Genomic DNA, 15,409 nt, shown 5'->3' on the forward strand with positions numbered 1-15,409 from the left:
CACTCAGCCCGGCCCCTGCCCCGGCTGTTTTTTCTCGCCCCCGATGCGCCACGCCAGCCGGGCGCCGCCCAGGCCTGCGGCGCCCACCCCCCAGAACAGGCCGCTCACGCCAATCACCGCCCCGGCCGATCCGAACATCAACGGCATCAGCACGCTGGATGCGTTGATGGCCATGAGGCGCAGCCCCAGCGCTTCGCCCTGGCGATGTGAGGGCGTGATCTGGTGCAGCAGGCTCATCACCATGGGCTGCCCCGTGCCCAGCACGAGGCCCAGCAACACCGAGCACAGCCCCATGGCCCAGGCGCTTTGCAGCATGGGGTACACCGCAAACAACACGGCCGTCACCAGCATGGCGCCGGCCATTACGCCCCGCTCGCGCAAGTGCTTGGCCACAAAGGGCATGAGCACGCGGATCACGGTGGCCGCAATCGCAAACGCCCCGAAGATGGTGCCAATGACCGCCGCCGACAAGCCGCGCTCATGCCCCAGCAGCGGCACCGCAAAGGCATGCACATCCCAGCACGACGAGATGAGCCAGTTCACGATGAGCAGGCGACGAAACGGCGGGTCGTTCAGCAGATCCCACGCGCGCTGTGGCGGGCCATCTTTGGCGGAGGCTGCGGCCGCAGCGGGCAGATCCTGCGTGCTGCGCACACACCACCAACTGACCAGGGGCAGCAACGCCAGCAACGCAAAGGCCGCGCGGTAGCCTTCCAGGCTGCCCGGGGTGGTACCCGCATGGTCGATGGCCAGCCCCGCCGCAAATGGGCCGATGAAGTTGGACACCGCCGGGCCTATCGACAGCCAGCTGAACACCTGCTTGAGTTCGGTGGCGTCATGCACGGCGCGGCCCGCGTGGCGCTGCACGGCAATGGTGGCGCCCCCTGCGCCCGCCCCTGTCATCAAGGCCGCAACGCACAAGACCGCATAGGTCGGAAACACCACCGCCAGCCCTGCGCCCATGCACGCCACAGCCACCGAATAAGCCATCGGGCGCTTGAGGCCGTGGCGGTCTGCAAACCGGCCCGCAGGAAGGGCCAGAAACACCTGGGTGAGCGCGAACAGCGCCACCAGAAACCCCACCGCTGCCACGCTGTAGCCCTCGCGCAGCGCGAGCAGGGGCGCGGCCAGCCGCATGCCAGCCATGCTGCCGTGCACACAGATCTGCGCGGCAATCAGCCGGGCCAGTGCCCAGTTCACAGCGGATCGTCCTCGGGGTCCAGCCCCGGCAACGGCACGGTGGTGGCCCCTGGCGCAGGCAGGTCCTGCACATCCCGCAGGCGCTTCTGGATGGCGCGGGTGCGCACGCCCACCTCGTCAAACTTTTTGGCGGCGGCGTCGATGGATTTTTTGGTGGCCTCGACCACGTCGCCAAACTTGGCGAACTCGGTCTTGACCATGCCCAACAGGCTCCACACCTCGGACGAGCGCTTTTCAATCGCCAGCGTCTTGAAGCCAATCTGCAGGCTGTTGAGCATGGCGGCCAGGTTGGCCGGGCCGGTGATCATCACGCGGCACTCGTTCTGCACGGCCTCGACCAGGCCCGGACGGCGCATGACCTCGGCAAACAGGCCTTCGGTGGGCAGGTACAGCACGGCAAAGTCGGTGGTGTGTGGGGGCGAGACGTACTTCGCGAAGATCTTCTTGGCTTCGAGCTTGATCGAGGTCTCGAACGCATTGCCCGCAGACAAGATGGCCGCCTTGTCGGCCGCGTCCTGCGCATCCATCAGGCGCTGGTATTGCTCCACCGGGTACTTGGAGTCGATGGGCAGCCACACGGGGTGCTCGTCGCTCTTGCCCGGCAGGCGGATGGCAAATTCCACCAACTCATCGCTGCCTGGCACGGTCTTGACGTTGCGCGCGAACTGCTCGGGGGTAAGCACGTTGTCGATGATGGCGCCCAGCTGCATTTCGCCCCAGGTACCGCGCGACTTCACGTTGGTCATCACGCGTTTCAAGTCGCCCACGCTGCCCGCCAGGGTCTGCATCTCGCCCAGGCCCTTGTGCACTTGTTCGAGCCGGTCGCTCACCAGCTTGAAGGATTCGCCCAGGCGCTGCTCCAGCGTGGCGTGGAGCTTTTCGTCCACCGTGCGGCGCATTTCTTCGAGCTTGGTGGCGTTGTCGGCCTGGATGGCGGCCAGGCGCTCGTTGAGCGCGGTGCGCAGTTGTTCGGCATTGTGCTGGCTGCCCTGCACCAGCCCGGTGAGCTGCTGCGACACCGCGTCTTGCAGCACCGCAAACTGGTTCTTGATCTGAAAGCTGTTGGCTTCGAGCTGGTCTTTGAGCGCTTGCGACATCACCCCCAGCTGTGACTGGGTGTCGCTCTTGAGCGAATCGAGCGTGAGGCGCGTGGCTGCGTCCAGGGCCGTGAGGCGCTGCTCAAGCCGCGCCTCGAACACGCCAAAGGCGGCCAACAGCTCGGCACGGCCGTTGCGCGATTCGGCCACCGCCTGCGTCAAACGCTCATCGACCGCGTGGCGCAGCCCCTCCAGCGTGGTCTGCGTGGTTTGGGTGAAGCCGCGCAGTTGCTGGCCCATGCCATCCAGCGCGCCATCGTTCTTGGCCACGGCCAGCTGGGTGGCCTGGGTGGTGCGCTCCAGTGCCTGCAGGCGGGCCAGCCATTCGGGCGGCAAATCCACGCGGGGGCGACGCAGCGCCAGCAGCGCGAGCGCGATGAACACCAGGGCCAGTGCGGCCAGCAGAACGAGGGTATCGGTAGTCAAGGAAGGATTACTATGGTTTCGATAGCTGCCAGCGCTTATCTATCAAACGCTAGCGGTCAATTTCTCTTAATGAATCCGGCGTTACTGCGCCCGCAGGCCAGGCACGGGCTGGTTCACCGGAGTGAGGGGGGCACGCCCGCCCAAAAAGGCGATCAGGTTGTCCGCCGCCAGGTTGGCCATGGCGCGGCGCGTGGGCACCGTGGCGCTGGCGATGTGGGGCGTGAGCACCACGTTGGGCACGGCAAGCAGGTCGGGGTGCACGCTGGGCTCACCCTCAAACACATCCAGGCCCGCTGCGGCTATGCGGCCTTCGCGCAGCGCCACGGCCAAAGCCGCGTCGTCCACAATGCCGCCACGCGCAATGTTGATGAGGGTGGCCGTGGGCTTCATCAGCGCCAGTTCGACCGCGCCAATGGTGTGGTGCGAGGCTGCGCTGTACGGCACCACCAGCACCACATGGTCGGCCGTGCGCAGCAAGTCTTCCTTGCCCACGTAGGTGGCCTTGCATTCGGCTTCCAGGTCAGCCGACAGGCGCGAGCGGTTGTGATAAACCACCTTCATGCCAAAGCCATGCGCGCCGCGCTTGGCAATGCCCTGCCCGATGCGGCCCATGCCGATGATGCCCAGCGTGCTGCCGTGGATGTCGCTGCCCGCGAACATGTCGTAGCTCCACTTCGTCCACCTGCCAGCGCGCAGGTAATGCTCGCTCTCGGTCATGCGGCGCGCCGTGGCCATCAAGAGCGCAAAGCCGAAGTCGGCCGTGGTCTCGGTCAGCACGTCGGGGGTGTTGGTGCCCAACACGCCCGCCGCCGTCATCGCGTCCACGTCAAAGTTGTTGTAGCCCACGGCCATGTTGGCGCAGATTTTGAGACGCGGCGCCGCAGCCAGTAACGCGGCATCCACGCGCTGGCTGCCGGTGGTCAGCACTCCGTCCTTGTCCGCCAAGCGCGCGGCCAACTCGGCTGGGGTCCAGATCACGTCGTCGGGGTTGTCCTCCACGTCGAAGTGCGCGCGCAGGCGGTCCACGATGTCGGGGAAGATCGCTCGCGCGACCAGGATGCGGGGTTTGCTCATGAATCTTCAGTCTCCAATGTATCGATACGGCTGCCCTACCTTGCAACTGGCGCGGCCCGCACCAGCGGCCACCGTGCAAGGGCAGCCCCGCCGCACTGGTGGCGTCCCCCTTCCCATCGCGCAGCGATGAGAGAAGGGGGAAGCGGCGCAGCCGCTCAGGGGGATGGTCACTACCTAAACCAGATGAAAGTCATCACGATGAACAGCGGCACCAGGATGCCCCCCGACCACAGCATGTAGCCAAAGAAGCTGGGCATCTTCACGCCCCGGTCTTCGGCGATGGCCTTGACCATGAGGTTGGGTGCGTTGCCGATGTAGGTGTTGGCCCCCATGAACACGGCCCCTGCCGAGATGGCAGCCAGTGTGGGCGCCAGGGTGGTCATCAGCACCGCAGGGTCGCCGCCCGCAGTGTTGAAAAACACGAGGTAGGTGGGGGCGTTGTCCAGGAACGAGCTCAGGGCACCCGTGGCCCAGAAATACATGGCCGGGTCGGGCGAACCATCTGCGCGGGTCACGGCCGACACAACGGCGCCAAACGGGCCGTTGACGCCCGCCTTGAGCATGGCGATGACCGGGATGATGGTGAGAAAGATGCCCGCAAACAGCTTGGCCACCTCTTGCATCGGCCCCCAGCCGAACTGGTTGTCTTCATGCACCTTCTTGGGCGTGAGCCACAGGGATACAAAGGTGACGATGACCAAACCGACGTCGCGCACGATGCCAGGCAGGCCAACGTCGGTGCCCGCGATGTTGAACGCCACCGACGACTTCCAGAAGCCGCTGACCAGCACCAGCGCCACCACCACGCCCAGCAGGGCAAAGTTGACCTTGCCATCAAAGCCGATGGCCCGGCTGTCGGGTGTGGGGTCGGCCGTGATCACTTCTTCGCTACGGCGGTAGTACCAGGAATCGAGCACAAAGAAGATGACCAGCAGCGCACCCACGAGGAAAAGCGTTTCCTGGAAGATGTGGCTCACCGTCCAGAAGAAGTCCACGCCCTTCAGGAAGCCCAGGAACAGCGGCGGATCGCCCAGCGGCGTGAGCGAGCCCCCGGCGTTGGACACGATGAAGATGAAGAACACCACCACATGCGCCACATGCTTGCGGTTGTCGTTGGCGCGGATCAGGGGGCGGATCAGCAGCATGGACGCCCCGGTGGTGCCCATGAAGCTGGCCAGCACGGCGCCAATGGCCAGGATGGTGGTGTTGAGCCCCGGGCTGCCGTGCAGGTTGCCGCGAATGAAAATCCCGCCCGCCACCGTGAACAGCGCAGTCAGCAGGATCACAAACGGGATGTACTCCGCCACCAGCGCATGCACCAGACTCACGCCCGCCATGCCGGGGCCGAATGTGATGGCAAACGGCACCAGAAACGCCAGCCCCCAGGCTGCCGCCACCTTGCCAAAGTGGTGGTGCCAGAAGATCGGAGCCAGGAGCGGCATGAGGGCAATCGACAGCAGAATGCCCGCGAATGGAACGCCCCAGAGGACGGACAGCGTGCTGCCATCGATGTCGGCGGCCAGGGCCCAGCCGGGCAGTGCCGCCAAAAGACCGGCCACTGCCAGCCCGCGCGAGAGTTTCATGGGTTGTGTCTCCATCCAGTTATAAAAATCGGTGCGCCTCACGGCGGTTTGACGTACTTCACAGCACATCGCGGCACTTCACGGGACCTCTGGGCGCTTCCGAGCGCCAGCGCGGCTACGCTGTCGCAGGGATATCAAACACCTGCCGCAGGTAGGCGAGGTATTTCTCGTCATCACACATGCCCTTGCCCGGCGTGTCCGACAGCTTGGCCACAGGCTGGTCGTTGCAACGCGTCATCTTGATGACCACCTGCAGCGGCTCGTGCGCCGGCGGGCTACCCAGGTCATTGGTGAGATTGGTGCCAATGCCAAACGCCAGCTGGCAGCGGCCCCGGAACTGCTGGTACAGCTCGATGGTGCGCGGCACGGTCAGCGCATCGCTGAAGATCAGCGTCTTGGTCAGCGGGTCCACGCGGTTCTTGCGGTAGTGGTCCAAAAGGCGCTCGCCCCAGGCAAACGGGTCGCCACTGTCATGCCGCGCGCCGTCAAACAGCTTGCAAAAGTAAAGGTCAAAGTCGCGCAGGAAGGCGCTCATGCCGTACACGTCCGACAACGCAATGCCCAGGTCCCCCCGGTACTCCTTGGCCCACATTTCAAAGCCAAAGACCTGGCTGTCGCGCAGGCGCGGGCCCAGCGCCTGGCAGGCCTGCAGATATTCATGCGCCATGGTGCCCAAGGGCGTCACGCCCAGCTTCATGGCGTAAAGCACATTGCTGGTGCCCGCAAACTGGCCGGGGCCTGCCGGTGCGCCGGGACGGCGGTCGCCCGTGCCCAGGCGGGCCACCAGCACGCGCAGCACTTCTTCGTGCCAGGCGCGGCTAAAACGCCGGCGCGTGCCGTAGTCGGCAATCTTGAGATCCGACAGGCCGTCACCCTGCAGCAGCGCAATCTTGGCATCCAGGCGGCGGCGGCCTTCCAGGAAGTCGGGCACTTTCTGCGTGTTGCGAAAGTAGACCTCATTGACGATGGCCAGCACCGGGATCTCGAACAGGATGGTGTGCAGCCACGGCCCCCGGATGGAGATTTCGATCTCGCCGTTGTGCTGGGGCGTGACGGTGATGTATTTCTCGTTGAGCTTGAACAGCCCGAGAAAATCCACGAAGTCGCTCTTGATGAAACGCAGGGATCGCAGGTAGGCCAGTTCGGCATCCTGGAACTGCAGGCAACACAGCGACCGGATCTCGTCGCGGATTTCGTTGGCAAACGGCGCCAGCTGCACGCCGGGGTTGCGGCACTTGAATTTGTATTCGACCTGCGCCCCCGGAAACTGGTGCAGCACGACCTGCATCATGGTGAACTTGTACAGGTCGGTGTCGAGCAGGCTGGTGATGATCATGGACAGGGCAAGCCTCAGAAATCGCGAACACGTTCCCCAAGGCCTCAGACCGGGCAACGAAGCCACAAAGTGTAGGCCATCGGGGACCCTGGTACCGCGCAAGGCCAGCGGCGTCAGCCAGGTTTCAGCCGCCGCACAGCGCCTGGCCTGGTTAAGTGCCCTGTGGTGCGCCAGCGCCTATCTGTGTTGCGTTACGCGCTATCAAAACCATACCAGGCAATTTGCACGCGGTCAGCCGGGCACCACCAGAGCCTGCAGCACGGTGCGCAGCGCCTCGGGCACGGGCACCGGCCGGCGGGTTTCGCGGTCCACATACACATGGATGAAATGGCCCGCGGCAGCGGTCAGCGGCTCGCCTTGGGCAAACAGGCCCACCTCATACCTGACGCTGGAGCCGCCCAGCCGTGCCACGCGGATGCCCGCCTCCACCGTCTGCGGAAACGCCAGCGGGGCAAAGTAATTGCACTGGGTTTCGATCACCAGCCCAATGGTGCCGCCCGCATGGATATCGAGCACGCCTTGGTCGATCAGGTGGGCATTGACCGCTGTGTCAAACCAGCTGTAGTAGACGACGTTGTTCACATGGCCATACACGTCGTTGTCGGCCCAGCGTGTGGTGATGGAGCGAAAGGCCTGGTAGGCGCTGCGCGGCTGCGGGGACGGGCGGGCGGCCGGTGCGGACGCAGCGGCAGGGGTGGTGCTGGCGGCAGAAGTCATGGCCGCACATTCTGCCAGCGCTGGTGGTACTGCCAGGCCACGCGCCAGGTGTTGAGCTGGGCCAACACCGTGTCGTCCAGGTTGCGGCCGTAACCTCCGGCCATGGCAAAAACCAGGGGGATGCGCCGCTGCCACGCCCAGTCGAACACACGCCGGTCGCGCGCCTCCAGCCCGTCGTGCGTCACCGCCAGCCGCCCCAGGCGGTCACCTTCATGGGGGTCGGCACCTGCCAGATAGAAGATGAGCTGGGGCGCAAACCGCTGCTCCAGGGTATCAAGCGCCTGCTCCAGGGCCTGTAGATAGTGAGGGTCCGTGCAGCCATCGGGCAGCTCGACATCGAGGTCGCTGGGCTCCTTGCGGAACGGAAAGTTGCGAGCCCCGTGCAGCGACAGCGTGAACACGCTGTGGTCTCCCCGGAAGATGTGCGCCGTGCCGTTGCCCTGGTGCACATCCAGGTCGATCACCGCCACCTGAAGCGGCCGGGCGGTGCGCCCGCCGCCTCCCCGCGCCCATTCCACCTGCATCAACCGGGCGGCCACCGCCACGTCGTTGAACACACAAAACCCGCTGCCCTTGTCGGCATAGGCATGGTGCGTGCCCCCCGCAAGGTTGCCCGCCACCCCTTCGTGCAGCGCCACGCGGCTTGCAGCCACGGTAGCGCCCACAGAGCGCCGCGCGCGCTCGGCCATGGCCTCGCTCCAGGGAAACCCAATCTCGCGCTGGGCCAGGGGCGGCAGCGTGCCGTCGGCAATCGCATCGATGTAGTCGGGCGCATGGGCCAGCGCCAATTCGCGGTCGGATGCGGGCAAGGCCACCTGGAGCGACACACCCGGCAGGTGTTGGGCAATCCGGTCGCGCAGCAGCCTGTACTTGGCCATGGGAAACCGATGGCCTTCGGGCAAGGGCAGCACAAAATGGTCTGCGTAATAGGCGTGCATGACGCGATTGTGGCGAAGGGCGGATTTCTGGGTGGCCGTCCCTAATTTGCTGCACCGCAACAAAAAACCCTTGCAATCGCGAACGAAGCCCCTAAAATTCAACCCATGCTGCACTGCAACATGACTTACCGAGTCAGGGCCAGCGCAGATGTCTGTGAACCACCTGGCCTTCAAGGCCCTCATTTTTAGGAGATATGACATGACGCTGACCGCTGAACAAATCCTGGCCTCGCACAAAGCCAACATCGAAACCCTGTTTGGTCTGACCACCAAGGCCTTCGAAGGCGTGGAAAAGCTGGTTGAACTGAACGTGACCGCTTCGCGCGCTGCCCTGTCGGAAGCCGCTACCCACACCCAGGCTGTCCTGGGCGTGAAGGACGCTCAAGAACTGCTGGCCCTGCAAGCCGGCCTGTTCCAGCCCCTGGCTGAAAAGACCGCCGCCTACAGCCGTCACCTGTATGACATCGCTTCGGGCACCGGCGCAGAATTCGGCAAGGCTTTTGAATCGCAAGCTGCTGATGCTCAGAAGAGCTTCACCAACCTGGTCGACAGCGCCGCCAAGAACGCACCTGCCGGCTCCGAAACCGCTGTGGCCGTGATGAAGAGCGCCGTCTCTGCCGCCAACAACGCTTTTGAATCCGTTCAAAAGGCCGTTAAGCAAGCGTCCGACGTGGCCGAAGCCAACTTCAACGCCGTGGCCAACACCGCTGCCAACGCCGCCAAGACTGCAGCTCCCCGCAAGCGCTAAGTCCAGTACCTGCGGTCTGGAGTGCAACCTCTAGGCCGCATTCAGGGAATACCCTGATAATTCAACCACGCGCTGCGGACACCCTCCGCAGTGCACCAGTTGTCTCCTTGGATCCTCTCGAAACCCCCGTTTCAGGGATCCTTTTAAAGCCCGGTTCATGACCGGGCTTTTTTTTGCCTGGACCTTCGCGCAGAGCACCGGAACTGGCTTTGCGCGGCTTCAGCGGCCGGTTCGGCGGGCGGCGGGGCCCCGTTGTGGCGGCCTTGTCGAAAATACCCGCCCCGTCCTCCCCGGCGGGCAGCCTCGCCTTTGCGCTGCATCAGACGCTCGCACCAAATTCCGGTCTCTCTTGGGCGTTTATTAAGAATAATTCGTGTTTGCTTTATCATTGGCGGAGTTACAACCCCGAAAGATGCATCCATGTCGAAGACTGTGAAAGCCTTGCTGAGTGCTTGTGCCCTGACCGCCGCTGCAGGCGTTGTCCATGCCCAGGAACAAGTGGTCAACCTCTACTCGGCCCGCCACTACTCCACCGACGAAGCGCTGTACAGCGGCTTCACCAAGGCCACTGGCATCAAGATCAACCGCGTGGATGCCGACGACGCCGGCATCCTGGCGCGCCTGAAGGCCGAGGGCGCTGCCTCGCCAGCGGACGTGATCCTGCTGGTGGACGCCGCACGTCTTTACAAGGGCGAAGTGGACGGTCTCTTCCAGCCCATCCAGTCCAAGGTGCTGAACGACGCCATCCCCGCCAACCTGCGCAGCAAGCCAGCCGCTGACGGCGGCATCGCCTGGTTCGGCCTCTCCACCCGCGCCCGCGTGATCGTCTACAACAAGGTCAAGATGCAAAAGGCGGACGTCGATACCTACGAAGAGCTGGGCGACCCCAAAAACAAGGGCAAGCTGTGCATCCGCTCCGGCTCGCACCCCTACAACCTGAGCCTTTTTGGCGCCGTGACAGAGCACATGGGCGAGCAGAAGGCCGAGGCCTGGCTCAAGGGCCTGGTGGCCAACCTGGCGCGCCCTCCCAAAGGTGGCGACACGGACCAGATCAAGGCAGTGGCTGCTGGCGAATGCGATATCGCCGTGACCAACAGCTACTACCTGGCCCGCATGATGCGTTCTACCAAGCCTGAAGATGTGGCTGTGGTGAACAAGGTGGGCGTGGTGTTCCCCAACCAGGAATCCTGGGGCACCCACCTGAATATCGCGGGCGGCGCTGTGGCCAAGCACTCCAAGAACCAGGCCAACGCGGTCAAGTTTCTGGAATACCTGGCCAGCCCCGAAGCACAGAACTACTTTGCCAACGGCAACAACGAGTGGCCTGCCGCAAAGGGTGTGACCCTGGACAACCCTGCCCTCAAGGCCATGACGGGTGGACAGCCTTTCAAGAGCGAGACCATTCCTATCAGCGCAGTGGGCGCCAACACCACGAAGGTGCAGCAGATGCTGGACCGCGTCGGCTTCCAGTAAGCCCGCCCGGCTCCTGACAAGCCCGGCCTGGCCGGGCTTTTTTTCGCCTGCAGAAAGTCGGCCTCGATGCGCCATAATTGACGTTTACGTTAACGTCACTTACAGGAGACAGCACATGGACATCAAGGGCAAGGTATTCATCGTCACCGGCGGCGCATCGGGCCTGGGTGAAGGTACGGCACGCATGCTGGCGGCCCAGGGCGGCACCGTGGTCATTGCCGACATGCAGGCCGAAAAAGGCGAAGCCGTGGCCAAGGAGATCGGCGGCGCCTTTGTGAAATGTGATGTGAGCAACGAGGCCGATGGCCAGGCGGTAGTGGCCAAGGCGGTTTCGCTGGGCAAGCTCATGGGCCTGGTCAACTGCGCTGGCATTGCCCCCGCAGAAAAAACAGTGGGCAAGAACGGCGCCCATGCCCTCGCGCTGTTCAGCAAGACCATCACGGTCAACCTGATCGGCAGCTTCAATATGATCCGCCTGGCCGCCGAAGCCATGAGCAAGAACGAACCCGAATCCACCGGGGAGCGCGGTGCGCTGATCTCGACGGCCAGCGTCGCGGCGTATGACGGCCAAATTGGCCAGGCAGCCTATGCCGCATCCAAGGGCGGCGTGGTCGGCATGACCCTGCCGATCGCCCGCGACTTGGCGCGCAACGGCATCCGCAATATGACGATTGCCCCCGGCATCTTCGGCACACCGATGCTGTTTGGCATGCCGCAAGAAGTGCAGGACGCGCTGGCCGCTAGTGTGCCCTTCCCTAGCCGCCTGGGCACGCCGCAGGACTATGCCAAGCTGGTGCAGCACATCTTTGAGAACGACATGCTCAATGGCGAAGTGATTCGCCTCGACGGTGCCATCCGCTTGGCACCACGCTGAAACAATGGCCTGTGGCGCTGACAGCGTCACACCTTATTTGCTATTAAATATATAGCATACAAGGCTTTCATACAAAGCGCTACGGGCCATTTTCTTCAAACTTCTACCTTTCGCACCTCCTGAGAAGGAGGTTGTCATTGCCAGGAAGTTAGACTGCTGTCATCAGCAGCCTGTTCGCGGTTTCGCATGGTCGTAAGCAGGCTCTCAGACCAGGGTGACGCGACGCTCTGTCATCCAGGCATCCAGTTGCGCCGCCGGAACCGGCCGACTGAAGTAATACCCCTGGCCGGTATTGCAACCCAAAGATAGCAAAGCTTCACACTGCGTGGCCGTCTCGACCCCTTCGGCGATGGACTCCAGGTCGAGGCTCTGCGCCAAGCCGATGATGGCGCGCACGATGTGTTGGGCGCTGCCGTCTTCGCCAAGATGGCGCACGAAGGACTGGTCAATCTTGAGCTTGTGAACCCGCAGGCGCTGGATGTAGCTGAACGACGAGTAGCCTGTGCCAAAGTCGTCAATGGACAGCTGCACCCCCAGGTCGAACAGCTGCTGGACAATGGCGATCACCTTTTCAGGGGCGTCCACGGCAATGCTCTCGGTCAACTCCAGCTCCAACATCTGAGGCGACACCCCGCTGTCAGCCAGTGCCTGCTGCACCATCTCGACCAAACCGGGATGGCGAAACTGAACCATCGACAGATTGACCGCCACCGTGAACCCGGTATGGCCCGCTTCGCACCACGCGCGTGCCTGTGCCAATGCCGTGCGCAATACCCATTCCCCAATGCCCAGAATCTGCCCACTGCTTTCCGCCACGGGGATGAACTCTGCGGGGCTGATCAAGCCGAGCTCCGGATGGGTCCAGCGCAGCAATGCCTCAACCCCGGTGAGCCTGCGGTCGCGCAAATGGATCTGGGGCTGGTAGTGCAACGCCAACTGGTTTTGCACCACCGCACTGCGCAACGCATTTTCTATCTGCAACACCCGCAATGAATGGGCTTGCATATCGGCAGAGAAAAACCGGTAGGTGTCACGCCCCGTCTCCTTGGCACGGAACATCGCCGCATCAGCACGCTGTGCCAGGGTTTCAAACTCACGGCCATCCTCTGGATACAAAGCAATGCCGATGGACGACGTCACCACCAGCTCATGGTGGCCCAACCTGCAGACCCGGCGCACCTCGGACTGCAGGCTCTCGGCCACATGGGCGGCATGCTGCGCATCCGCCAATGGCAGCACGATGATGAACTCGTCTCCCCCAGGGCGCGACACGGTATCTTCCTCGCGCAGCACCAGCTGCAGTCGGTGTGCGATCTCCACCAGCAACTCATCGCCCACCTGGTGACCCAGGGAGTCATTGACATTCTTGAAATGGTCCAGATCCAGGTACAGCAATGCAAGATGCTGTCCGCTGCGCTGGGTCAGCGCAAGCGCCTGGCTGAACCGCGACGCAAACATCGTACGGTTGGGCAAGCCCGTCAGCGCATCAAAGTTGACCAGCTTGCGGATACGCTCTTCATCGCGCTTGCGTTCGGTCACATCTTCTTGCACGGCCAGGTAGTGCGTGATCCGCCCTTGCTCATCGTGCAGCGGCGAAATGATGGCCGACTCATAGTACTCACGACCGTCCTTGCGGCGGTTGAGAAACTCGCCGCGCCAGGCACGCCCCGATGACAGATGCGCCCAAAGGTCGGCATAAACAGACAGCGGGGTTCCCCCCGCGCTGAGCAGACGCGGGTTGCGCCCGACAACTTCGGCAAGGCTGTATCCGGTGGTGACGGAAAAAGCCGGATCCACATATTCAATGTTGCCGTCGGCTCCAGCGATGAAGATCGAATTGGGAGCTTGTTCTACGGCATGGCGCAGTTTGCGCAAAGTATCGAGCGTCTGCACCCGCTGCGTGATGTCACGGGACAACACCACAAAATGCGCCTCTGACGCCTCATCCATCACTTTGCGGGCCACGGAGAGTTCGAACCAGTGCTTGCCATCTGGCAGATCGAGTGTGTACTGGAAATCACGGGCAACCCCGTGCTCGGCAGCCGCGTCAATGGCACGCTGTGCCACCGCAGCAGCCTGCGGTGGAAGAATGTCGTGAATGGTGCGCCCCAGAACCTGTTCGGCCGGCAACAGCAGCAACTCGGGCTGGCGCGTATGGATCTCGACATAACGACCACCGCGCGTCACCTCGAACATGAGATCGGGAACCGCGTCCAGCACCGCACGCAAGGCCTTGTCGGACTGCTTCAATGCGCGGTATGGCGCCTCAATAGTGCCCACAAAAATGGCCCGGTACAGATAGTAGTAACCCACCACCTTGTAGACATGGCCCAGCAGGTTGAAAGGGTCCGTGGCGGTAACGTAGAAAGTGAAAAAGAACTCGCTCAAGGCCATGACCCAGACCGCCGCGAAGAGGCGAGCCACATCAAACGATGTACGCTCTCTCGCCAGACGCAGCAGGAGCACCAGCGACCCGGCATACAAGGCAATCACGCCATATTCAGCCGCAATCTTGAACGGGGTAAGACCTGTTGATCCGTAGGTTTCGGGATACCAGTGCGGGTACCAGAAAACCAGCACGTGAACCGCTCCAACAACGCCCAGGACCAGCGCCAGCACGGCAAATCGCCCTGGCCCCGCAGATGCCGAATCCCCAGGCGCATGCCAGTGCAGCCCCAGCGCCCACAGCAGGCTTACAGCCACCAGGTAACGCGCAGGCAGCCAGAAATTGATGCCCTTGGCCACCGAATTGGCCGTGACGCAATCGGGCATGCCGGCATACGACAGCATGTGCGAAAAATCCAGCAGGGCCACACCCAAAAACCCGCAGGCGAGGATGAACACGTTCCGCTGAGGATTGATGCTGTGCGCCTTCCAGCCCACCGCAAAGACCAGTGCCGACACCACAATAGTGAGCGTTTCCAGCCCCTGGTGAAGTACCAGGAAATGCCGCACTCGTTCGGGAGTCGCCATCGAGAAATACGCCCAGGCGGCAATCGCCGCCCCGGTCAGCAGCCACAACACCGGCGCCACACTTCTGAAGCTGGCGATATGTTGGGAATGGATCTGCCACCGGGAAGGTGTCATGGGCACCTTGTCTCTTTGATGTGCCCCACCCTCAGTGCGGCCATGTTGTTACACATTCTTGCACAACCCATTTTCAGCCACAAATGGGGGACCGCAGGCACAAAAACAAAAAAACCGCTGCAGCCTTGCGACTGCAGCGGTTGATGTCTGGCGGAGTGGACGGGACTCGAACCCGCGACCCCCGGCGTGACAGGCCGGTATTCTAACCAACTGAACTACCACTCCTGGCAGGCAGCTTTTGCTTGCATCTTTTCAACACAAGCCAAGCGCTACAACTTGGCGACCCTACGGGGATTCGAACCCCGGTACTCACCGTGAAAGGGTGATGTCCTAGGCCTCTAGACGATAGGGTCAAAACCTTGGAACTAACCGTTAACAAACTTTGGTGGAGGTAAACGGGATCGAACCGATGACCTCTTGCATGCCATGCAAGCGCTCTCCCAGCTGAGCTATACCCCCAAAATTTCTCTGGCTTACACCAAAGAAAAACCCTTGCATATCAAAGACCTGCAAGGGTTTTGACTGGCGGAGTGGACGGGACTCGAACCCGCGACCCCCGGCGTGACAGGCCGGTATTCTAACCAACTGAACTACCACTCCTGGCAGGCAGCTTTTGCTTGCATCTTTTCAACACAAGCCAAGCGCTACAACTTGGCGACCCTACGGGGATTCGAACCCCGGTACTCACCGTGAAAGGGTGATGTCCTAGGCCTCTAGACGATAGGGTCAAAACCTTGGAACTAACCGTTAACAAACTTTGGTGGAGGTAAACGGGATCGAACCGATGACCTCTTGCATGCCATGCAAGCGCTCTCCCAGCTGAGCTATACCCCCACTTAATGACTCGAAACACACC

11 protein-coding genes and 6 tRNA genes are annotated in these 15,409 nt (G+C 62.7%); 3 read left to right on the forward strand and 14 right to left on the reverse strand.

Annotated features, from left to right (window positions below; genetic code table 11):
• Nucleotides 1-3: 3 nt before the first annotated feature.
• The 7 genes from ACODS0_RS04635 to ACODS0_RS04665 all read right to left on the reverse strand — a co-directional run bounded on the left by ACODS0_RS04635 (nt 4) and on the right by ACODS0_RS04665 (nt 8,371).
• Complete coding sequence (locus ACODS0_RS04635) at nt 4-1,200, reverse strand: MFS transporter (protein WP_176886265.1); 1,197 nt, start codon at nt 1,198-1,200, stop codon at nt 4-6.
• Nucleotides 1,197-2,723: a DNA recombination protein RmuC gene (locus ACODS0_RS04640; protein WP_488833142.1), complete on the reverse strand. Its 1,527-nt coding sequence runs from the start codon at nt 2,721-2,723 to the stop codon at nt 1,197-1,199. The genes ACODS0_RS04635 and ACODS0_RS04640 overlap by 4 nt, the downstream gene beginning before the upstream one ends.
• An 81-nt stretch (nt 2,724-2,804) precedes the next feature.
• On the reverse strand, nt 2,805-3,797 hold the full coding sequence (locus ACODS0_RS04645; protein ID WP_488833144.1) for a 2-hydroxyacid dehydrogenase: 993 nt from the start codon (nt 3,795-3,797) through the stop codon (nt 2,805-2,807).
• A 170-nt stretch (nt 3,798-3,967) separates the two neighbouring features.
• Nucleotides 3,968-5,380 carry a sodium:proton antiporter gene (locus ACODS0_RS04650; RefSeq protein WP_488833146.1) on the reverse strand — a complete coding sequence of 471 codons (1,413 nt, stop codon included), beginning with the start codon at nt 5,378-5,380 and terminating at the stop codon, nt 3,968-3,970.
• 115 nt (nt 5,381-5,495) lie between these two features.
• On the reverse strand, nt 5,496-6,716 hold the full coding sequence (pncB, locus tag ACODS0_RS04655) for a nicotinate phosphoribosyltransferase (RefSeq protein WP_176886269.1): 1,221 nt from the start codon (nt 6,714-6,716) through the stop codon (nt 5,496-5,498).
• A 231-nt stretch (nt 6,717-6,947) separates the two neighbouring features.
• Nucleotides 6,948-7,433, reverse strand: coding sequence for an acyl-CoA thioesterase (locus tag ACODS0_RS04660; protein WP_121420425.1), 486 nt, complete (start codon nt 7,431-7,433; stop codon nt 6,948-6,950).
• Entirely contained in the window at nt 7,430-8,371 is a 942-nt protein-coding gene (locus tag ACODS0_RS04665) for a histone deacetylase family protein (protein WP_488833150.1), read from the reverse strand. Before ACODS0_RS04665 ends, ACODS0_RS04660 begins: the two co-directional genes overlap by 4 nt.
• Before the next feature lie 199 nt (nt 8,372-8,570).
• On the opposite strand from ACODS0_RS04665, the gene ACODS0_RS04670 reads away from it, so the two are divergent.
• The 3 genes from ACODS0_RS04670 to ACODS0_RS04680 all read left to right on the forward strand — a co-directional run bounded on the left by ACODS0_RS04670 (nt 8,571) and on the right by ACODS0_RS04680 (nt 11,466).
• The gene (locus ACODS0_RS04670) at nt 8,571-9,119 is read left to right on the forward strand and encodes a phasin family protein (protein WP_055402564.1); all 549 of its coding nucleotides are present in this window, start codon (nt 8,571-8,573) and stop codon (nt 9,117-9,119) included.
• Between the two features lie 420 nt (nt 9,120-9,539).
• Entirely contained in the window at nt 9,540-10,592 is a 1,053-nt protein-coding gene (locus ACODS0_RS04675) for an extracellular solute-binding protein (protein ID WP_121420427.1), read from the forward strand.
• A 115-nt stretch (nt 10,593-10,707) separates the two neighbouring features.
• Nucleotides 10,708-11,466 (forward strand): 3-hydroxyacyl-CoA dehydrogenase, encoded by a 759-nt coding sequence (locus ACODS0_RS04680; protein WP_488833153.1) that lies wholly within the window; start codon nt 10,708-10,710, stop codon nt 11,464-11,466.
• Nucleotides 11,467-11,670: 204 nt separating this feature from the next.
• Here ACODS0_RS04680 and ACODS0_RS04685 read toward each other — a convergent pair whose 3' ends face one another.
• From ACODS0_RS04685 to ACODS0_RS04715, 7 genes are all read right to left on the reverse strand, one after another.
• Entirely contained in the window at nt 11,671-14,553 is a 2,883-nt protein-coding gene (locus ACODS0_RS04685) for a bifunctional diguanylate cyclase/phosphodiesterase (RefSeq protein WP_488833155.1), read from the reverse strand.
• A 148-nt stretch (nt 14,554-14,701) separates the two neighbouring features.
• Nucleotides 14,702-14,778, reverse strand: a tRNA-Asp gene (locus ACODS0_RS04690).
• Nucleotides 14,779-14,830: 52 nt separating this feature from the next.
• Nucleotides 14,831-14,906 (reverse strand) — tRNA-Glu (locus tag ACODS0_RS04695).
• Nucleotides 14,907-14,936: 30 nt separating this feature from the next.
• Nucleotides 14,937-15,012: transfer RNA gene (locus tag ACODS0_RS04700), tRNA-Ala, on the reverse strand.
• A gap of 64 nt (nt 15,013-15,076) precedes the next feature.
• Nucleotides 15,077-15,153 (reverse strand) — tRNA-Asp (locus ACODS0_RS04705).
• 52 nt (nt 15,154-15,205) lie between these two features.
• Nucleotides 15,206-15,281 (reverse strand) — tRNA-Glu (locus tag ACODS0_RS04710).
• A gap of 30 nt (nt 15,282-15,311) precedes the next feature.
• Nucleotides 15,312-15,387 (reverse strand) — tRNA-Ala (locus tag ACODS0_RS04715).
• Nucleotides 15,388-15,409 lie beyond the last annotated feature (22 nt).

The organism is Acidovorax sp. FG60 (assembly GCF_057808995.1).